Raw genomic sequence first — 18,466 nt, forward strand, 5'->3', positions numbered from 1 at the left:
GAGAAGAACGGCAGGAGCACGCCGCCCGTCACGTACATGTGGTGCGCCCACACCGTCACGGAGAGACCCGCGATGGCGATGGTGGCCGCGATCAGACCGATGTAACCGAAGATCGGCTTGCGGCTGAAGACCGGGATCACCTCGCTGACGATCCCGAAGAACGGCAGCGCGATGATGTACACCTCCGGATGCCCGAAGAACCAGAAGAGGTGTTGCCAGAGCAGCGAGCCGCCGTTGGCCGGGTTGAAGATCTGCGCCCCGAACTTCCGGTCGGCCTCCAGGGCCAGCAGTGCGCCGGCGAGGACCGGGAAGGCCAGCAGGACCAGGACGGCGGTCAGCAGCACGGTCCACACGAAGATCGGCATCCGGAACATCGTCATGCCGGGCGCGCGCATGCAGACGATCGTGGTGACGAAGTTGACGGAGCCGAGGATCGTACCGAATCCGGAGAAGGCCAGACCCATGATCCACAGGTCGCCGCCGACACCCGGGGAGTGGACCGCGTCGGTGAGCGGGGAGTAGGCGAACCAGCCGAAGTCGGCGGCGCCGTTGGGGGTGAGGAAGCCCGCCACCGCGATGAGTGAACCGAAGAGGTACAGCCAGTACGCGAACATGTTCAGCCGCGGGAACGCCACGTCGGGCGCGCCGATCTGCAGCGGCATGATCCAGTTGGTGAAACCGGCGAACAGCGGCGTCGCGAACATCAGCAGCATGATCGTGCCGTGCATAGTGAACGCCTGGTTGAACTGCTCGTTCGAGATGATCTGGTTGCCCGGCCGGGCCAGCTCGGCACGCATGACCAGGGCGAGGATGCCGCCGACGCAGAAGAAGGCGAAGGACGTGATCAGGTAGAGCGTGCCGATCGTCTTGTGATCGGTGGTGGTCAGCCATCTGATGACGACGTTCCCCGGCTGCTTGCGCCGTACCGGCAGTTCGTCCGCGTACGCGGCCTCTGATTCCACCGGTTCTGAGGTACCCCTCGTCGTCACTGCGACGCTCCTTTGATCGACGGCCCGTTGCGGACTCGCCGACCAGAATGGCCCGGTGGGGTTCGACCCTGTGGGACATCCTTCCCGGTGGGGCGCCACCGGGGGCCAAGGACACTCAAACAGCCCAACGGCGGCGGGTTCACCGCCGTCGGGGCGTCGGGGCGTCGGGGCGTCGGGGCGTCGGAGGAGATCTCAGCGGAGATCGAAGACGAGGCGGCCGGACACCTTTCCCTCCAGCACCTCGTCGATCGAGCTGTTGATGTCGTCGAGCTTCCGGGTCTCACGGACGACCCGGGTGCGGCCGAGCCGGTGCAGCCGGAAGACCTCCGACAGGTCCTCGCGGGTGCCGACGATCGAGCCGACGACGGTGATGCCGTTCAGTACCGTGTCGAAGACCGGCAACGCGAGCGTGCCCTCGGCCGGCAGTGCGACGAGGACCAGCGTCCCGCCCCGCCGGAGCGATCCGTACGCGGCGGCGAAGGACTCGTTGCTGACCGCCAGGGAGATCGCCGCGTCGGCGCCGCCCAGCTTCTGGACCTCCTCGGCCACGTCCTGGGTACGCGCGTCGACGATGTGGTCCGCGCCCAGTTCCCGGGCCAGTGCCAGCTTCTCGTCGGTGACGTCGACCGCGATGGTCTCCGCGCCGAAGATCCGCGCGTACTGGAGCGCGAGGTGGCCGAGGCCTCCGATTCCGGAGACGAGGACCCGCGCGCCGGGACGGGCGCCCGAGAGCTTCACCGCCTTGTACGTGGTCACTCCCGCGCAGGTCAGCGGGGCGGCGTCGAGAGGGTCGATCCCCTCGGGCACCGGCACGACGTAGGTGCCGTGGGCCACGGCGTACTCCGTGTGGCTGCCGTCGACGGAGTAGCCGCTGTTGCTCTGCTCCAGGCAGAGGGTCTCCCATCCGGACACGCAGTGGTCGCAGTGGCCGCAGGCCTCTCCGAGCCAGGGGATCGCCACTCTGTCCCCCGCCGAGAGATGGTTCACCTGGTCACCGACGGCTTCGACCACGCCGATTCCCTCGTGGCCGGGAACGAAGGGGGGCGCCGGTTTCACGGGCCAGTCCCCCCGGGCGGCGTGGATGTCGGTGTGACAGAGGCCGGAGGTCTCCATCCGCACCAGCACCTGGTGCGGCGCGGGGGTGGGGACGGGCCTCTCCTCCACGGTCAGAGGTTCGGTGAAACTGCGGACCACGGCGGCTTTCACGGGCACTCCTCCGTTCGTCCGGTGCGCCGGAGGCTTGGAGGTCACCGCAACACCAGATCGGACATTAGCCACAAAATATCCTAAGCCACCTGGACTGTTTCCGATCGGCGCGACTCCGCGCACGGGCATCCGGCGGAGGTCCTATCCCCCGGCCCAGTCGCGCAGCTCGGCGGGCGAGGCGAAGGCCGCCACGTTCTTGTCGAGCGGATGGTCCGTGTACTGGTGGAAGCGCCACTCCGCCTCGATGCGCGGCTCCCCCGGCTCCACGTAATCCGCGATCCACAGGCCGTCGCCCGCGTACGAGGTCCTGTCGACGTCGAGCCAGAACGAACGGCCGCAGTAGAGCAGGGCCCGGTGGTCCGGGCGGAGCCGTTTCAACTCGTGGAGGAATTTGTCCTTGTCGGCGTTACCGGCCCGGGTACCGTCACCGGTCTCCTCCCAGTCGACGGCGAAAAGGTCCCCCTTCTTCTCCGGCGTTCCGGCGAGGAAGTGGCGCACCTGTGCTGCCACATGGCCGGGCCAGAGGAAATGGTAGAAGCCGACCACACATCCGGCGTCCCGCGCCCGCTTCACCTGCGCGGCCAGGTGTGGATTGACGTAGGAACTTCCCTCCGTCGACTTGATGAAGACGAAGTCCACTCCGTCGGTGTCGAACGTCTCCTGGTAGGAACTGACATCGATTCCGTGCAGCATGGGGCCACCTTCCGGCGAGGTCCGGGATGTCCGCCCTCGTCTCTTCAGATGCCCGCAGCGGGCCCTCCCCACTTCCGCTTCGGCTGAAGTAACGATTCGTCGGCAGGAATAAGAGGCGGGAAGGGGAGGTTGGCGTACCGAAAGCGACCATTCGCCTTGCGACACTCCATGAAGAAGGTCGGATCATATGCAGATCGGCATCATCGGTGCGGGCAATATCGGCGGCAACCTGACCCGGCGTCTGACCGCCCTCGGTCACGATGTGACCGTCGCCAATTCGCGCGGCCCGGAGACTCTCGAAGCACTCGTCGCGGAAACCGGCGCCACCGCGGCGAAGGCCTCCCAGGCGGCACGCGGCGCACGGATCGTCGTGGTCACCGTGCCGCTGAGGTCGGTCCCGGACCTGCCCGCGGGCTTCCTTGACCATGCGGCCGACGGCGTCGTGGTGATCGACACCGGCAACTACTACCCGATGCAGCGGGACGGCCGGATCGAGGAGATCGAGGACGGGCTGCCGGAGAGCCGATGGACCGAGGCCAAGATCGGCCACCCGGTCGTCAAGGCCTTCAACGGCACGTTCGCCCAGGACATCCTGGACCGTGGGCTTCCGCGGGGAACCCCTGGCCGGCAGGCGCTCCCCGTGGCAGGGGACGACGAAAAGGCGAAGACGGTGGTACGGGACCTCATCGACGAGCTGGGGTTCGACACGGTCGACGCCGGCGGCTTGGACGAGTCGTGGCGCCAGCAGCCCGGCACGCCCGTGTACGGCAACCGGGGCGACGGCGAAGCGATTCTCAAGGCCCTGGCGGCGGCCTCACCCGAGCGCACCGCGGAGTGGCGGGCCTGACTCCCCCACGCTTCCGCGCCGATCATCCGTACGGTGTGGTCGGACGAACGCCGTGCCGGCCGCCGTCAGACGTCCCAGTGGGCGGGGCGGGTAAAGGACGGCGGGATCTTCGTCGCGCCGTCGCCCCGGGCCGCGTTGAGCTGGACCTGGGTCAGGAAAAGGGTGGCCGTCAGGTCGGCGCCCGCGAGGCCGGCGTCACGGAAGTCGGCTCCGATCACGTCCGCCAGCCCCAGATCCGCGCCGGTGAGGTCCGCCGCCACCAGGCACGCCGACCGCAGGTCCGCGCCCCGCAGATCCGCGCCCCGGAGCCGGGCCCCGAAGAGATCACGGCCGGGGCTCCGCTTTCCGGGGCGCCCCGGCACGGTTGCGCGGACAAGGGCACTGACCCCGCGCAGCAGGGGTGCGACCGTCTCCCGGTGCGCGGACACGTCGAGACCCGCCAGTTGGTCGGCGGGTTCCAGGGTGAGGCGTTCCGTGACCTCGTGCGCCCGCCGCAGTTCCCCGCGGATCGACGCGGGCGCGGGCAGGGCGAGGGCTTCCGTCAGATGGCTGAGCATTTCATGGAGCTGACGCATCACCCGGAACACCCGGAACATCTCTTCCGCGGTCTCCGGACGGGAACGCCAGTCCTGGCCCGCGTACACGCCCTGGGAGACCTTCTGGCCGGCGCCGAAGCAGTCGTACACGGTGCATCCGGCGAATCCGGCGGGGCGCAGTCGCCGGTGGATTCCGCAGCGGAAATCCTCCCGCAGGTGCGTGCAGGGCTCGCCCGCCTCCTTGTCGACCGCGAAGTCCGGGGACGCGAAGAGGGTCAGGGCGACGCAGCACAGTCCGAAGCAGTTGGCGCAGTCGGCGCGCAGGACGCCCGGCGCGGTGCCGGGATCGGGGCCGGGTATCCGGGGTGTCAGGCGCATGCTCGCTGTTCCTCTGCGTTTCCTGCGAAGCGACGGGCGCGTGCAGCTTAGTCACGGCGTTCTGCGCGGTCGCCCGAATTTCGCCGGCCGCGATTCCGGCAGCCGGGCAGCCCGCTTCCGGCACCCTGATCAGCACGCGCCATGATGGATGGCACATACATCGTTGTAGGAGGTGGCCACCGTCATGACGAACGCACCGGTCGACAGCATCCCGGCCCGGCGGGTACTCACGGACCCGGCGGGTCTGGCCCGTTATCAGCACGACGAGGCCGAGTGGGCGCCGTACGGAATGCCCAGGGCGGTGGTGAGGCCGCAGAACACGGACGAGGTGCGCGCGGTGGTGCGGCACTGCGTCGAGCACGGGATTCCGCTCGTGTCGCGCGGTGCCGGTACGGGGCTCTCGGGCGGGGCCAACGCGGTGGACGGCGCGATCGTGCTCTCCTTCGAGGACATGAACGCGGTGCTGCGGATCGACCCCGCCGAGCGGCTGGCGGTCGTGCAGCCGGGCGTCGTCAACGACGACCTGCGGGCCGCCTGCGCGGAGCACGGCCTGTGGTACCCGCCGGATCCCGCCAGTTCCCCGTGGTCCACCATCGGCGGGAACGTGGCGACGAACGCGGGCGGCATGTGCTGCGTGAAGTACGGCGTGACCCGCGACTACGTGCTGGGCCTGGAGGTCGTGAACGGGCTGGGCGAGACCGTCCGACTGGGGCGGAACACCGCCAAGGGCGTCGCGGGCTACGACCTGGCCGGTCTGATGGTCGGTTCCGAGGGCACCCTCGGCGTGATCACCGAGATCACCGTGCGGCTCAGGCCCGAGCGGCCCGCCGAGCGGACCGTCGCCGGATACTTCTCCTCGGTCGTGACCGCGGGCGAGGCGGTCAGTGCCGTCACGGCCTCGGGCATCATCCCCTCGGCACTGGAACTCGTCGACCGGCACTGTCTCGCCGCCGTCGACGCGTGGAAGAACATGGGGCTGTCCGCCGACGCCGAGGTGGTCCTGCTGGGCAGGGTGGACACCCCGGGGGCCGAGGGGGACGCGGAAGCGGAGCGCGTACGGGAGTGCTTCGAGCGCGCCGGAGCGACCTGGGCGGCGGTCTCCACCGACCAGCAGGAGGCCGACGCGCTCTTCGAGGCACGACGGCTCGCGTACCCGGCACTCGAGCGCCTGGGCCCGGTCCTCACCGAGGACGTGTGCGTCCCGAGGAGCGCGGTGCCGGAGATGCTGGCAAGGATCGAGCGCACGGCCGTCCGGCACGACATCCTGGTGGCCAATATCGCACACGCGGGCGACGGTAACCTCCACCCGCTGATCATCACACCGCCCGGGGACGAGGCGGCCCGCGCCAGGGCCCAGGCCGCGTTCGAGGACATCCTGGACGACGCGATCGCGCTCGGCGGCACGGTGACGGGCGAACACGGCGTGGGGCTGCTGAAGATGGGCGGCCTGAACAGGGAACTGGGTCCGGCCGTAATCGCCATGCACCGGGCCGTGAAGTCCGCCCTGGACCCGTACGGCATTCTCAATCCCGGCAAGGTGCTGACCGCGGACGTCCCGGGGGCCTGACCCGCCGACGCACCGCGCGGCAGGGCGGCACCGGGCTGGTACCGCTGTCGTTGTCAGTGGGTCGCGGCACACTGGCCAAAGGAGGCACGGGACCTCGGTACAGCGGGACTTCGGTGCAGCACTTCGGTACAGCAGCACTTCGGTACAGCCGATTTCGGGGACGGGGCGAGGGATGGTGGGGCGAGGCGATGGCGAACGCTGAGGAGTCGGGGTTCGAGCCCGCGACCGGGGACGGTCCGGTTCTGCCGGAAGCCGCCGCGGCGGCCCGCGCCGCTGCCGTGGCCACCGCCCACGAGGGCCTGTTGCAGATCCGTCGCCTGACCAACTCGGAGCATCCCGCGCCCGAGTCGGTGCCCGCCGCCTGGGAAGTCCTGCGGCCCGTACGGGCGGTGGCACTGGCTCTGGAGGCGGCCGGTGTCGGGCCGTCGGCCCTGCACGCCTCGGGCCTGCGGGCCACGACGGGCTATCTGGTCCACGCGGGCTCCCTGCCCGGCACGGTCCGCGTGGAGTGGGTGGGCCCTGTGGGCAGCGGCGCCTCCCGGAGCGAGGAGGAGTCACTCACCCGGTGCGCGGGTGTCCTGCGCGAACTGGGCTGGACGGCGTTGCTCTACCGGGGTCCCCGGCGGCGCAGGTTCCTGGAGGTGGAGCCGCCGTCCGGGTCCGGCGGGCGGCCGGAGGGTGACGGACCGCGTCCGCGGTGAGTCCGGTTGCCGGTCGTTGTCAGACCCGTGGGAGATGCTGATGGTCCGACACCTCTGACCAGGAGAAGCCGAGATGGAGAAGGACGAGCTCGCCGCGGCCCAGGCTTACGTCAGGCTGCTGGAGGCCACCCGGGCCGTACTCACCGAGCCGCAGGATGCGCCGTCGTGCCTGCCGTTGCTCACCGCACCGATGGAGGAGGCCGACCGGGCGCTCCGGGACGCCGACCTCGCGGGGAACGAGGAACGGCTCTTCGCTCTCGTCCGGGCGCTGCGGCCCAGTCTGTCGGCGAGCAGCCGGTGAGCCCCGCCGCCCCGGTGCGCGGCACGCGGCGGGGTCAGTCTTCGCCGTGGCCCGGTGCCAGCCCGAGTTCCCGCGCGCCCAGCGGCGCGAAGTACCGGGCCACGTCGCTCTCGCGCACGTCCTCGGTGCGAGCCGGCGACCAGCGGGGCGCGTAGTCCTTGTCCACGATCCTTGCCCGCACGCCCTCGACGAAGTCGGGGTGCGCGAAAGCGCGCGTGGAGACGCGGAAGTCCTGGTCGAGCGATTCCTCCAGACTCCCCGCCGCTCGCGCGCGGCGCACGGCGGCCAGGGTGACCACCAGTGCGGTGGGTGACAGCGTGAGGAGCGCCTCGGCGGTCTCCCTCGCGTCGGGGGCCCCGTGGTCGCGGAGCCGGTCCACGATCCCGCCGACGGTGTCGGCGGTGTAGCAGCTGTCGATCCAGTCGCGTGCGGCGTCGAGTACACCGGCCTCCGGGTCGGTGGTGTGGCGCAGGACGGTGCGCGTCACCTCGTCGGGAGCCGTGCACCCGGAGAGCGCGGCCGTGAGGGCCGGGAGGTCCTCCGAGCGGACATGGTGGTCGGCGAGGCCGCACAGCAGTGCGTCCGCGGCGCCGACGGACCGGCCGGTGAGCGCGAGGTGGGTTCCCAGTTCGCCGGGGGCGCGGGACAGCAGGTGGAGCCCGCCGACGTCCGGCACGAATCCGATGGCGGTCTCCGGCATCGCGATCCGCGAACGCTCGGTCACGACGCGTACGCTCCCGTGCGCCGAGACCCCGACACCGCCGCCCATGACGATGCCGTCCATGTAGGCGACGTACGGCTTGGGATACCGGTGGATCCGCGCGTTGAGCCGGTATTCGTCGCGCCAGAAGTCCAGAGACGCGCCCGTGCCGGCCCGGGCGTCGTCGTGCAGGGCCCGGATGTCGCCACCCGCGCACAGACCGCGGTCCCCGGCGCCCGAGATCACCACCGCGGTGACGGTGTCATCGTGTTCCGCCGCCACGAGCGCCGCGTCGAGGGCGCGCACCGACGCGTGGTCGAGGGCGTTCAGCACGCGCGGCCTGTTGAGGGTGATGTGGCGGACGTGACCGTCGGTGTGCGGGAGGACGGGGGCGTCGTCGGTCATGGAGGGCTCCGGTACGTGTTCCGCGGCAGAGCCCGCGGGCGCGGACGGCCGATGCCCGCCATTCTGCGACGCCGCCCCACAGCACCCGCACACGGGGCGTCCGGGCTCGCGGCGATCCCACCAGCATCTGTGGCACTCCCACCGGAGCGGCTCGACAATTGGACGACCAGGGTCTTTCCTCGCAGCCCGTAGGGCCCGCCGCCGGACGACCTCCGGAGCCGCAATGATCGAACAGACAGAGTCCGCGGAGAACCCGTCCGCGCAGTCGCACTCGGACGCCCCCGCGCCCGAGAGCGGGATCGGCACGGTCCAGCGGCTGGCGATGAACCGGACCGGGAGTTTCGACTGGGACCTGGAGACCCGGACCATGAACGTGGACGACGCCGGGCTGATCGTGTTCGGGGTGGATCCCCGAACGTTCGACGCGAGCCGTCCGGGGACGCTGGTCGAGCTGCTGGAGCCCTCGGAACGTGAACGCCTGGACCTGTCCATCGACGAGGCCGTCACCGGCGGCGCCAGTTCGTACAGCGTGCACTTCCAGGTACCGATGCCTGACGGTGAGGTGCAGTGGACGCACGCGCAGGCCCGCATTCTGCGCCACCCGGACGGCAGGGCCCACCGCATCGTCGGCGTGGTGCGGGACGCGACGGCGGAGGTCACACACTCGGAGTTCGTACTCGAACTGGAGAAGCGACGGCAGCGTCAGACGAGCATCGTCGAGCGGACGACCAGTGCCATGTCGCGCGCCGCCTCCGTGGACGACGTGACGGCGGCGCTGACCGGGCCGGGTGGTACGGCGAGGCTGGGTTCAGACGGGGTGACGCTCGGGCTGGTGGAGAACGCGTCACTGAACGTCGTCGCGGTGAGCGGGCAGACGCTGGAAGCGTTCGACGGACTGGGCTCCGGCGATCTCGGCCGAAAGCTGCCGCTGGTCGACAGCATCCTCAGCGGCCGTCCTCGGTTCATCACCTCCCCCGACGACTTGGTCCGGCGTTATCCGGCGCTGAAGTCCCACGTGGACCATCTGGGCTTCTCCTCCGCCGCCTACCTGCCGCTCGTCGCCCAGTCGCGTTCGCTGGGCGGGCTGGCGATGTTCTACGCCGAGCCGATGTCGTTCAACGCCGACGAGCGCATCCTCTGCCTGGGCCTCGCGGCCATCCTCGCGCAGAGTCTGCAGCGGGCGATGCTCTTCGACGAGGAGCGCGAGTTCGCCACCGGGCTGCAGGCTGCGATGCTGCCCCGGCGGATCCAGAGCGTCGAGGGCGGCGAGATCGCGGTGCGCTACCACGCCGCGCGGACCGGGCGCGAGGTCGGCGGAGACTGGTACGACGCGATCCCACTGCCCAACGGCCGGTACGGCCTGGTGGTGGGGGACGTGCAGGGACATGACACCCATGCGGCGGCGATCATGGGACAGCTCCGGATCGCCCTGCGCGCGTACGCCGCCGAGGGGCACCCCCCGGCGACCGTGCTGGCCAGGGCCTCACGCTTTCTCGCCGAACTGGACACCGACCGCTTCGCCACCTGCACCTACGCACAGGCCGATCTGGGCTCGGGCGCTCTGCGGGTGGCACGCGCGGGCCATTTCGAGCCGCTCGTCCGGCACGCCGACGGGCGGGTCGGCAGACCTCAGGTCAGGGGCGGCCTTCCGCTCGGAGCTGCGACGTACTTCGGGTATGAGGAGTTCCCCGAGACCCGTCTCGATCTCATGCCGGGCGAGACCTTCGTGCTCTTCAGCGACGGCCTGGTGGAGGAGCCGGGCTCCGACATCGACACCGGGCTGGCGGTGCTGGCGCAGGAGGTGCGGACCGGGCCGCCGGAAGCCGAGGCGCTCGCCGATCATCTCTCCGAGCGGTTGTGGGAGCGCTGGGGTTCGGGCGACGACGTCGCTCTGCTGGTGCTGCGGCGCAGTCCGGACGTGGGGTCCTCCGTGGCGCCCCGGTTGCACCAATACATCCACCAGGCCGACCCCGAGGGCCTCTCGGACGCCCGCTCGATCGTCCGGCAGGCACTGGCCGACTGGGACATGGAGGGCTTCGCCGACGACGCCGAACTCGTCACCGGTGAGCTTCTGGTCAATGTGCTGCTGCACACCGAGGGAGGGGCGGTGCTCACGATGGAGGTGCTTCCCGAGCCCGTGCGCCGCGTACGCCTCTCGGTCCAGGACCGCTCCAGCGTGTGGCCGCGCAGGCGCTCCCCGGGCGAGACGTCGACCTCGGGCCGCGGGCTGCTGTTGCTGGACGCCGTCGCCCTCCGGTGGGGAATCGAGCCCCGGGGCGAGGGAAAGGCCGTGTGGTGCGAGATCGGGCCACCCGGCCCGCCCGCTGCCACGGAGGTGCCCGAGCCGGAGCACTCGGAGATGCCGGAGTCCCCGCACGGGCCGGAGGCTGTCGGTCGTGCCCCCGCCGGAGAGCCGGGCATCTGACGAACGCGCGGTCTTCCGTGCGGTGTTCACCACCCAAGGGGGGTCGGAACCGAAATTGGCTCGAAGCACTCGGTCGCGAGGGCCTGCCGGACTGCTCGCGGCACGTACCGGGCACATGTCCGACCGGTGGTGAGACGTCTCCGGTCCCCCGGACCGGGCCGGCGTGGCGGCGGACGGGCCGCACGCCGGGCGCGGCTGTTCAGAAGGGGTAGGTGTCCTCCTGCCGGACGGCTACGCCCAGGTGTTCACCGACCCGGTTGACCAGCAGTGTCATCTCGTACGCCACATGCCCGACGTCGGCTTCGGCCGCGGTGAGTACGCAGAGGCAGCTTCCGTCCCCAGCCGCAGTGACGAACAGCAGCGCCTCGTCGAACTCCACCATCGTCTGCCGTGCTCTGCCCGCTTTGAAGTGTCTTCCCGAGCCCCGCGCCAGGCTGTGCAGCCCTGAGGAGACCGCCGCCAGGTGCTCCGCGTCCTCCCGAACGAGGCCCGTGCTGGCTCCTGTCACCAGTCCGTCGTTCGAGAGCACCAAGGCGTGCTGTATGTGCTCCACCCTGCTGGTGAGATCGTCGAGAAGCCAGTCGAGTCCCCGGTCCAACGCCATGCGTGCCCTCCCCGTTGCCACTGCCCCGTACCCCTCGTCGCGCGTAAGCCTTGCGCACACCTCCCCTGCGGGCAAGCGGCTCATGGGTTTCGGGGCGTCGCTTCGCGCCACTCGCGCGCCGGCGGCGCAGGATGGGCACATGGCACACCACATGACAGAGGAAGAGTGGCGGGCGTTCCTCTCGGCGGGGACCCGCACCGGCAAGCTGTCCACCGTGCGGGCCGACGGGAGTCCCCACATCGCGCCCGTCTGGTTCCTGCTGGACGGGAAGGACCTGGTCTTCAACACCGGCAAGGACACGGTGAAGGGGCGCAACCTGGCGCGGGACGGCCGGGTGGCGTTGTGCGTGGACGACGACCGGCCGCCGTTCTCGTTCGCCGTCGTCCAGGGGCGGGCCGGGCTCAGCGAGGACCCCGGGGAACTGCTGGACTGGGCGACCCGGATCGCCGCCCGGTACGTGGGGGCGGACGCCGCGGCGGAGTACGGCCGCCGCAACGCGGTCCCGGGCGAACTGCTCGTGCGGGTAAGGATCGAGAAGGTGGTCTCGATGGCCGACATCGCCGACTGAGGACCCCCACGGCAGTGGACGGTACGGCTCGCGGGCCCGCGAGGACCTGCGAGCGGGCCGTGAACAGCACGGGGGACGGACCTGCGGACGGCCTTACTGTCCCACGGAGTCGAGCAGCCGGGCGGTGTGCATCCGCCCGGCGTACTCGACCATCCTGATCAGAACCTCCTTGCCGGAGGCACGGTCACGCGCGTCGCACAGGACGACCGGCGTCCCGGGGTCCAGATCGAGGGCGAGCGACACGTCCTGTTCGTCGTAGGAACGCGCTCCGGAGAAACAGTTGACGGCGACGACGAACGGGATGCGCCGGTGCTCGAAGTAGTCGACGGCCGGAAAGCAGTCCTCCAGTCGGCGGGTGTCGGCGAGGACGACGGCTCCGAGCGCTCCCTGCGACAGTTCGTCCCACAGGAACCAGAAGCGGTCCTGTCCCGGGGTCCCGAACAGGTAGAGGGAGAGCCCGGAGCGGATGGTGATCCTGCCGAAGTCCATCGCGACCGTGGTCGTGGTCTTGCGCTCCACGCCTCCGGTGTCGTCGACGGTCTGCCCGGCCTCGCTGAGCAACTCCTCGGTGCGCAGCGGGCGGATCTCGCTGACGGCACCGACCAGGGTGGTCTTGCCGACACCGAATCCTCCGGCGACAAGGATCTTGAGGGCGAGAGCTGTGTTCTCGGCGTTCTCGCCACCGGCCTCCCCCGACGCGGCGTCCCCGTCCGCGCTCACCCCGTCACCGTCTTCACGGACTGCACCGCCTGCGTGCTCGGAGGCCATCGTCACTTCTCTCCCCCATGAGCTGCCGGGGGCGCCCACGCGGATCGGGCGCACCCCTTCGGACTCGGTCGAGTAATTTCCCGGCACGTGTGCCGGTCAGGTCCAGAGCAGCATGACAAGCCGGCCGGCCGGACGAGGGAGGCGATCGCAATTTGATCGTTGCGGCCGGAAGGTGGTCCACGGATGCCCGTATGGCGACATCAATCGAGCACGTGGGCCCGGGCCTGACGATCTTTTCCGGCCAGATTGGTCCGTACCAATAGGGACGGCCCGGTTACGGCGCTCCGGAACGCGTATCGTCGCGCTCCGCCTCCGTTTCCCGCCGCCCCGCCGTCATGCGCCTGGCGGGCCACCACGACACCGGGCCGATGTCCAGCACCAGCGCGGGCACCAGCAGCGACCGCACCACCAGGGTGTCGAGCAGAACGCCGAACGCGACGATGAAGGCGATCTGCACCAGGAAGGCCAGCGGGATGACGAGGAGCGCCGCGAAGGTCGCGGCCAGCACCACACCCGCCGAGGTGATGACTCCACCCGTGGTGATCAGGCCACGCAGCACCCCCTCGCGGGTGCCGTGCAGCAGTGACTCCTCCCGCACCCGGGACATCAGGAAGATGTTGTAGTCCACGCCGAGGGCGACGAGGAAGACGAATCCGTACAGCGGAACCGAGGCGTCCGTGCCACTGAAGCCGAACACGTGTTGGAAGACCAGTGCGGAGACGCCCAGGGTGGCGAGGTAGTTGAGCCCGACGGTGGCGACCAGGAGCACGGGCAGCAGAACCGAGCGGAGCAGCGCCATCAGGATGACCAGGATGATCGCGAGCACCACCGGAACGATGAGCGCGCGGTCCTCGGCCGCCGTGGTCTGGGTGTCGAGCCGCTGCGCGGAGTACCCGCCGACGGCGGCCTGTGCGCCGGGAACGGCGTGGACCGCCTCGCGCAGCCTCTTCACCGTCGCGTTGGCGGCGTCGCTGTCGGCCTCGGCCTTCAGCGTGGCATCGATCCGTACCCGACCGTCGACGACCATCGGAGCGCCGTCGCCCGGACGCCCGGACGCGGTGACGGGGGTGACGGACGCGATCCCGTCGGCCTTCCGGGCGGCGGCGACGACCTCGTCGGTGCGGTCGGCGCGGGCGATGATCACGGCGGGGTTCCCGGATCCGCCGGGGAAGTGCTCGCTGAGCGTGGCCTGGGCGGAGACGGACGGCGCGTCGTTGACGAAGGTCTCGTCCAGCGGCACGCCCTGCGACTTCAGGGTGGGCGCGAAGAGCGCGCACGCCACCAGGAGGAGCAGGGTGCCGGCCCAGACCTTGCGGGGGGCGCGGTCCACGAAGGAGGCGACACGTCGCCAGATGCCGTGTCCGCCGGTGGCGGCGTCGGTGGGGCGGGGCTTGGCCGGCCAGTAGGCGGCACGGCCGGTGAGCACCAGGACCGCCGGCAGGAACGTCAGGGTGGAGAACACGGCGCAGACGATCCCGATGGCGCCGACCGGACCCAGCGCCCGGTTGTTCGTCAGATCACTGAGGAGCAGCGCGAGCAGCCCGAGGGCGACGGTCGCCGCGCTCGCCGTGATGGCCCCCGCCGAACGCCGGAGGGCGGCGAGGGCGGCGGTCGCCCGGTCGACGCCCCGGGTGAGTTCCTCCCGGAACCGGGCGGTGAGCAGCAGCGCGTAGTCGGTGGACGCGCCGATGACGAGGATCGAGAGGATGCCCTGCACCTGGCCGTCGACGCGTACGACGCCGTGGTCGGCGAGTACGTACACGATCGCGCAGGCGAGCCCGAGGGCGAAGACTGCGCTGAGGATGATCAGGAAGGGCAGCAGCAGGCTGCGGTAGACCAGCAGCAGGATGACGAGTACGGCTACGAGGGCCACGCCGAGGAGCAGGCCGTCGATGCCGCCGAAGGCGTCCTTCAGGTCCGCCTGGGCCGCCGCCGGCCCGGCGATGCCCACCGTGGTGCCGGACACGGACCGGGCCGCCTCGCGCACCCGGTCGAGCGTGTCGGGCAGGGCGTCACCGAGGCCCGATTCGAGCTGGACGATGCCTTCGAGCGCCCGGCCGTCCTCGGAGGGGAGCGCGGGGGTGGGGGTTCCCTCGACACCGGGCGTACCCCGGAGCGACGCGAGCGCGCGAGTGGCGGCGTCGGCCGATCCGTCCGGGAGCGCGCCGTCGGCGCCGGTCCAGACGACGATGGCGGGCACGGTGCCGGACTTCTGGAACGCCTTCTGCTCCTCGGAGACCTCGGTCGACTCGGCGCTGCGCGGGAGGAAAGCGGCCTGGTCGTTGGTGGAGACCTCGCCGAGCTTCCCGGCGTAGGGGCCGAACACTCCCCCGATGCCGAGCCAGACGAGTACGAGTACTGCGGGCACCAGCCATCGGAGGGTGCGGTGCCGTGGTGCGGACGTCATTGGTTCCCCAGGAGTCGGCGTGTTCGTGACGACGGAACGTGTTGCGAGGTTTTCGCTTCGAGGCGACAGGGCTCGCGTCGAGGCGGTGTTGCGGAGCGGGGCGGTGCGGTGGGACGGAGGTACGAGGCCGTGCGGAGAGAGACGGAGGTACGAGGAGAGTGTGGTGCGACGCGGCCACGCCGTGCGGCGGGACACGTTCCCCGGATCGCTCCGCGTATGGCGGCCGACACACGGCAGGTATATCTCTCAACGATCAACTATCTCAATCATCGAGAGATATTACCCTGGACACATGCGCAGCACAGAGGGCGGCCCGGACACCGGCGCGGACGACGATTCGGCCGGGCTCCAGAGTTTCGCCGTGCTGCTGCGGCGGATGAACAGCGAGTTCAACCGCATCGCACATGAATTCGCCCATGAGCAGGACCTCCATCCGACGGATGTGCAGGCGCTCATCGCGATCCTCGACGCGGATCAGCAGGAACCCGGCACCGCCATGACACCGGGGCGGCTGCGGGAGCAGCTGAACCTGACCTCGGGCGCGGTGACGGCCTGTCTCGACCGACTGGAACGGACCGGTCACATCCGGCGCGTCCGTGACAACGGCGACCGCAGAGTGGTGCATCTCCACTACGCGTCGGCGGCGATGGCGGTGGCCCGCGACTTCTTCCGGCCGCTGGCCGAGAGCACCCGGGCTGCGCGGGACCAGCTCGACGCCACGGAGCTGCGCACGGTGGCCCGTTTCCTCGAAGCGATGAACGACGAACTCACTCAGGTCCGCCGGGCACGAAGATGATCACTCTCGGAGATGATCACCGTTCGCCACGGCCACCGGGGAATCGTGAACTCCCCGGTGGCGCGGCCCGCAGGTGACGGCTGCCGGACTCCGGCCCCGATGGCGCCCTGACCGGACCTCTGTCAGAGCGCCCGCAGTCCGTCGATGACCTCGCGCAGGATGCGCGCGTCGGGCAGCTGCGCCGGCGGGACGGGACGGCTGACCGTCACATGGCCGCCCTCCAGCAGGTCACCCAGGAGCACCCGTACCACTCCCACCGGGAGGTCTGCGTCGGCGGCGAGTTCCGCGACCGACTGGGTCTCGTCCTGGCACAGCGCGAGCAGCGCCCTGTGCTCGGGACCGAGCATCGTCTCGGCCTCGCGGTCGGACGCGTCGTCGACGACGACCAGAGCGATGAGGTCGAACCGCACCCCGCTCGGACCCGGTTTCGTACGCCCGCCGGTGACGGCGTACGGACGTACCAGCGGTCCCGCGTCCGCGTCGTACCACTGGCTTCCGCGCAGGGCGTCCGCGCCGGCGCCCATCTCCCGGTCCCGGTAGGGGTCGTGGATCTCGTAGAGGTCCCGGCCGCCGTAGGGCACTTCGGGGTCGTCGGACATTCGCACCGTGTTCCTCCCCGCCCCTCAGCCCGCGGCGGGGGGCTGAGCGAGCCGTGCCGGTGAGCCGAGGTGCTCGCCGACCCGCTTGACGAGGCGCGCCATCTCGTACGCGACCAGGCCGATGTCCGCGACGGCGTCGCTCAGCACAGCCAGACAGGAGCCTTCCCCGGCCGCCACGACGAAGAGGAATCCGTCGTCCATCTCCACCATCGTCTGGCGCACCCCGCCCGCCCCGAAGTGACGTCCTGCGCCCTTGGCCAGGCTGTGGAAGCCGGAGGCGACGGCGGCCAGGTGTTCGGCGTCCTCGCGGCTGAGCACGCTGGACGCGCCGACCGCCAGTCCGTCGCCGGAGAGGACGACGGCGTGCCGTACCTCCGCGACCCGCTTCACCAGATCGTCCAGCAGCCAGTCGAGTTCGCCCGAGCGGTGGTTCAATTCCGTCCTCACGTTCGCGATCATCCGGGGTCTCCTACGTCGATGGGGTGGGCCGCCCTTCGCGTGCGGTAGGCGCTCAGCGCGCCGCCGCGCCACGTCGCTGCCGCACCAGCCCCGTCACGATCAGCGCCACCGTCAGCGCGCCGGTGGCCAGCAGCTGGTCACGGGTGTCGGGCTGGCGGAGCATCAGCACGAAGATTCCGGCCATCGCCAGCAGCGCGGCCACCGTCGCCACCGGGAACAGCCACATCCGCACCACCAGCTTCTGGGGCTCCTCGCGCTCGGTGCGCCCGCGCAGGACCAGCTGGGAGAGGGCGATGAACACCCACACCACCAGGATCACCGCGCCGATCATGTTGAGCAGCCACGGGAAGACGTCGTCCGGCCGCCAGTAACTCAGCAGCACGCAGAGGAAGCCGAAGACCGAGGAGGCCAGTACCGCGTTGCGCGGCACCCCGGACGAGATCCGGCCGAGCACCGTCGGGCCCTGACCGCGGGCCACCAGCGAACCCGCCATCCGCGAGGCACCGTAGATGTTGGCGTTCATCGCGGAGAGCAGCGCCACCAGGATCACCACGTCCATGATCCGGCCCGCCGCCGGGATGCCCAGGTGGTCGAGAGTCGCGACGTACGGGCCCTTCTCCACGACCTTCGGGTCGTCCCACGGCACCAGCACCACGATGACCGCCATCGACCCGACGTAGAAGAGCGCGATCCGCCACATCGCCGTACGGACCGCCTTCGCGACCCCGCGCACCGGGTTCTCCGATTCGGCCGCCGCGATGGTGACCGTCTCCAGACCGCCGTACGCGAAGACGGAGGCCAGCAGTCCGATGATGAACCCGTTCGCCCCGTGCGGCAGGAAACCGCCGTCACCGGTGAGGTTGGCCGAGCCCGGGGCGTCCACGTCGGGCAGCACCCCGGTGATCGCCAGCACCCCGAGGACCAGGAAGAGCGAGATGGCGCCGACCTTCAGCGCGGCGAACCAGAACTCGAACTCGCCGAAGTTCCGCACCGCGGCCAGGTTGGTGCCCAGGAACGCGGCCATGAAGAGCGCCACCCACATCCACTGCGGGGTGCCCGGGAGCCAGCCCGTCACGATGTCCGCCGCACCGATCCCCTCCAGCCCGACCGCGACCGAGAGCAGCACCCAGAACGACCAGCCCGCGGTGAACCCGGCCCACGGACCGAGCGCCCGTTCGGCGTGCACCGAGAAGGAGCCGGACGCCGGGTGGGCGGCCGACATCTCGCCGAGCATCCGCATCACGAGCATGACCAGCAGCCCGGACACCGCGTAGGCGATGACGATGGAGGGGCCCGCCGAGGCGATGCCCGCCCCGGAGCCGACGAAGAGTCCGGCGCCGATGACCCCGCCGAGCGCGATCATCGACAGATGGCGCTGCCGGAGGCCGTTGCCGAGCGAGGAGCCGTCCGCGGCGGGGGCCGGGGCTTCGGCCGGGGCGGGGGACCCGGGGGCGGCCGGCGGGCCGGCGGTGGGGGAGGGCGTGCGGGTGCGGGGCATCGACGAGCTCAGTTCGGTC

Annotated in this window: 18 protein-coding genes; 7 read left to right on the forward strand and 11 right to left on the reverse strand. The window is 70.7% G+C overall.

Features of this window, described 5'->3' with window-relative positions; translation table 11 throughout:
- The 3 genes from ACWD3D_RS09830 to ACWD3D_RS09840 form a co-directional block, all read right to left on the reverse strand.
- On the reverse strand, positions 1 to 989 hold a 989-nt coding region (locus tag ACWD3D_RS09830; RefSeq protein ID WP_451460390.1), incomplete at its 3' end, for a cbb3-type cytochrome c oxidase subunit I.
- Between the two features lie 192 nt (positions 990 to 1,181).
- On the reverse strand, positions 1,182 to 2,195 hold the full coding sequence (gene adhP, locus ACWD3D_RS09835) for an alcohol dehydrogenase AdhP (RefSeq protein WP_451460391.1): 1,014 nt from the start codon (positions 2,193 to 2,195) through the stop codon (positions 1,182 to 1,184).
- A gap of 141 nt (positions 2,196 to 2,336) precedes the next feature.
- Complete coding sequence (locus ACWD3D_RS09840; RefSeq protein ID WP_451460392.1) at positions 2,337 to 2,888, reverse strand: GH25 family lysozyme; 552 nt, start codon at positions 2,886 to 2,888, stop codon at positions 2,337 to 2,339.
- A gap of 187 nt (positions 2,889 to 3,075) precedes the next feature.
- On the opposite strand from ACWD3D_RS09840, the gene ACWD3D_RS09845 reads away from it, so the two are divergent.
- On the forward strand, positions 3,076 to 3,735 hold the full coding sequence (locus ACWD3D_RS09845; RefSeq protein ID WP_451460393.1) for an NADPH-dependent F420 reductase: 660 nt from the start codon (positions 3,076 to 3,078) through the stop codon (positions 3,733 to 3,735).
- A 65-nt stretch (positions 3,736 to 3,800) separates the two neighbouring features.
- On the opposite strand, the gene ACWD3D_RS09850 is transcribed toward ACWD3D_RS09845, so the two are convergent.
- A complete protein-coding gene (locus tag ACWD3D_RS09850) occupies positions 3,801 to 4,649 on the reverse strand; it encodes a pentapeptide repeat-containing protein (RefSeq protein ID WP_451460394.1) in 849 nt (282 codons plus the stop codon).
- A 184-nt stretch (positions 4,650 to 4,833) separates the two neighbouring features.
- On the opposite strand from ACWD3D_RS09850, the gene ACWD3D_RS09855 reads away from it, so the two are divergent.
- The 3 genes from ACWD3D_RS09855 to ACWD3D_RS09865 all read left to right on the forward strand — a co-directional run bounded on the left by ACWD3D_RS09855 (position 4,834) and on the right by ACWD3D_RS09865 (position 7,218).
- Positions 4,834 to 6,216, forward strand: coding sequence for an FAD-binding oxidoreductase (locus ACWD3D_RS09855; protein ID WP_451460395.1), 1,383 nt, complete (start codon positions 4,834 to 4,836; stop codon positions 6,214 to 6,216).
- Positions 6,217 to 6,404: 188 nt separating this feature from the next.
- Positions 6,405 to 6,917: a hypothetical protein gene (locus ACWD3D_RS09860; protein WP_451460396.1), complete on the forward strand. Its 513-nt coding sequence runs from the start codon at positions 6,405 to 6,407 to the stop codon at positions 6,915 to 6,917.
- Positions 6,918 to 6,990: 73 nt separating this feature from the next.
- Positions 6,991 to 7,218, forward strand: a complete 228-nt coding sequence (locus ACWD3D_RS09865) for a hypothetical protein (RefSeq protein WP_451460397.1) — start codon at positions 6,991 to 6,993, stop codon at positions 7,216 to 7,218.
- A gap of 34 nt (positions 7,219 to 7,252) precedes the next feature.
- Here ACWD3D_RS09865 and ACWD3D_RS09870 read toward each other — a convergent pair whose 3' ends face one another.
- Positions 7,253 to 8,323 carry an enoyl-CoA hydratase/isomerase family protein gene (locus ACWD3D_RS09870; protein ID WP_451460398.1) on the reverse strand — a complete coding sequence of 357 codons (1,071 nt, stop codon included), beginning with the start codon at positions 8,321 to 8,323 and terminating at the stop codon, positions 7,253 to 7,255.
- A 223-nt stretch (positions 8,324 to 8,546) separates the two neighbouring features.
- Between ACWD3D_RS09870 and ACWD3D_RS09875 the strand changes: the two genes are divergently transcribed.
- A complete protein-coding gene (locus ACWD3D_RS09875; RefSeq protein ID WP_451460399.1) occupies positions 8,547 to 10,748 on the forward strand; it encodes a SpoIIE family protein phosphatase in 2,202 nt (733 codons plus the stop codon).
- Positions 10,749 to 10,947: 199 nt separating this feature from the next.
- On the opposite strand, the gene ACWD3D_RS09880 is transcribed toward ACWD3D_RS09875, so the two are convergent.
- Positions 10,948 to 11,352 carry a roadblock/LC7 domain-containing protein gene (locus ACWD3D_RS09880; protein ID WP_387368862.1) on the reverse strand — a complete coding sequence of 135 codons (405 nt, stop codon included), beginning with the start codon at positions 11,350 to 11,352 and terminating at the stop codon, positions 10,948 to 10,950.
- Positions 11,353 to 11,491: 139 nt separating this feature from the next.
- Between ACWD3D_RS09880 and ACWD3D_RS09885 the strand changes: the two genes are divergently transcribed.
- Positions 11,492 to 11,920 (forward strand): PPOX class F420-dependent oxidoreductase, encoded by a 429-nt coding sequence (locus ACWD3D_RS09885; protein WP_451460400.1) that lies wholly within the window; start codon positions 11,492 to 11,494, stop codon positions 11,918 to 11,920.
- Positions 11,921 to 12,013: 93 nt separating this feature from the next.
- Here ACWD3D_RS09885 and ACWD3D_RS09890 read toward each other — a convergent pair whose 3' ends face one another.
- Positions 12,014 to 12,640, reverse strand: coding sequence for a GTP-binding protein (locus tag ACWD3D_RS09890; RefSeq protein ID WP_451460401.1), 627 nt, complete (start codon positions 12,638 to 12,640; stop codon positions 12,014 to 12,016).
- Between the two features lie 322 nt (positions 12,641 to 12,962).
- Positions 12,963 to 15,095 carry an MMPL family transporter gene (locus ACWD3D_RS09895; RefSeq protein ID WP_451460402.1) on the reverse strand — a complete coding sequence of 711 codons (2,133 nt, stop codon included), beginning with the start codon at positions 15,093 to 15,095 and terminating at the stop codon, positions 12,963 to 12,965.
- Positions 15,096 to 15,387: 292 nt separating this feature from the next.
- Between ACWD3D_RS09895 and ACWD3D_RS09900 the strand changes: the two genes are divergently transcribed.
- Positions 15,388 to 15,891 (forward strand): MarR family winged helix-turn-helix transcriptional regulator, encoded by a 504-nt coding sequence (locus ACWD3D_RS09900; protein ID WP_451460403.1) that lies wholly within the window; start codon positions 15,388 to 15,390, stop codon positions 15,889 to 15,891.
- A gap of 122 nt (positions 15,892 to 16,013) precedes the next feature.
- On the opposite strand, the gene ACWD3D_RS09905 is transcribed toward ACWD3D_RS09900, so the two are convergent.
- From ACWD3D_RS09905 to ACWD3D_RS09915, 3 genes are all read right to left on the reverse strand, one after another.
- Entirely contained in the window at positions 16,014 to 16,415 is a 402-nt protein-coding gene (locus ACWD3D_RS09905) for a DUF742 domain-containing protein (RefSeq protein WP_451460413.1), read from the reverse strand.
- Positions 16,416 to 16,514: 99 nt separating this feature from the next.
- Entirely contained in the window at positions 16,515 to 16,949 is a 435-nt protein-coding gene (locus tag ACWD3D_RS09910; protein ID WP_451460404.1) for a roadblock/LC7 domain-containing protein, read from the reverse strand.
- A 52-nt stretch (positions 16,950 to 17,001) separates the two neighbouring features.
- On the reverse strand, positions 17,002 to 18,447 hold the full coding sequence (locus ACWD3D_RS09915) for an amino acid permease (RefSeq protein ID WP_451460405.1): 1,446 nt from the start codon (positions 18,445 to 18,447) through the stop codon (positions 17,002 to 17,004).
- Positions 18,448 to 18,466: the final 19 nt, after the last annotated feature.

The organism is Streptomyces sp. NPDC002690 (assembly GCF_053592415.1).

Excerpts from the sequence above, each read along its gene's own strand:
- ACWD3D_RS09840 (WP_451460392.1), bottom strand. The coding sequence starts at position 2,888 with ATGCTGCACGGAATCGATGTCAGTTCCTACCAGGAGACGTTCGACACC.
- ACWD3D_RS09845 (WP_451460393.1), top strand. The coding sequence starts at position 3,076 with ATGCAGATCGGCATCATCGGTGCGGGCAATATCGGCGGCAACCTGACC.
- ACWD3D_RS09850 (WP_451460394.1), bottom strand. The coding sequence starts at position 4,649 with ATGCGCCTGACACCCCGGATACCCGGCCCCGATCCCGGCACCGCGCCG.
- ACWD3D_RS09855 (WP_451460395.1), top strand. The coding sequence starts at position 4,834 with ATGACGAACGCACCGGTCGACAGCATCCCGGCCCGGCGGGTACTCACG.
- ACWD3D_RS09860 (WP_451460396.1), top strand. The coding sequence starts at position 6,405 with ATGGCGAACGCTGAGGAGTCGGGGTTCGAGCCCGCGACCGGGGACGGT.
- ACWD3D_RS09865 (WP_451460397.1), top strand. The coding sequence starts at position 6,991 with ATGGAGAAGGACGAGCTCGCCGCGGCCCAGGCTTACGTCAGGCTGCTG.
- ACWD3D_RS09870 (WP_451460398.1), bottom strand. The coding sequence starts at position 8,323 with ATGACCGACGACGCCCCCGTCCTCCCGCACACCGACGGTCACGTCCGC.
- ACWD3D_RS09875 (WP_451460399.1), top strand. The coding sequence starts at position 8,547 with ATGATCGAACAGACAGAGTCCGCGGAGAACCCGTCCGCGCAGTCGCAC.
- ACWD3D_RS09880 (WP_387368862.1), bottom strand. The coding sequence starts at position 11,352 with ATGGCGTTGGACCGGGGACTCGACTGGCTTCTCGACGATCTCACCAGC.
- ACWD3D_RS09885 (WP_451460400.1), top strand. The coding sequence starts at position 11,492 with ATGGCACACCACATGACAGAGGAAGAGTGGCGGGCGTTCCTCTCGGCG.
- ACWD3D_RS09895 (WP_451460402.1), bottom strand. The coding sequence starts at position 15,095 with ATGACGTCCGCACCACGGCACCGCACCCTCCGATGGCTGGTGCCCGCA.
- ACWD3D_RS09900 (WP_451460403.1), top strand. The coding sequence starts at position 15,388 with ATGCGCAGCACAGAGGGCGGCCCGGACACCGGCGCGGACGACGATTCG.
- ACWD3D_RS09905 (WP_451460413.1), bottom strand. The coding sequence starts at position 16,415 with ATGGGCGCCGGCGCGGACGCCCTGCGCGGAAGCCAGTGGTACGACGCG.
- ACWD3D_RS09910 (WP_451460404.1), bottom strand. The coding sequence starts at position 16,949 with ATGATCGCGAACGTGAGGACGGAATTGAACCACCGCTCGGGCGAACTC.
- ACWD3D_RS09915 (WP_451460405.1), bottom strand. The coding sequence starts at position 18,447 with ATGCCCCGCACCCGCACGCCCTCCCCCACCGCCGGCCCGCCGGCCGCC.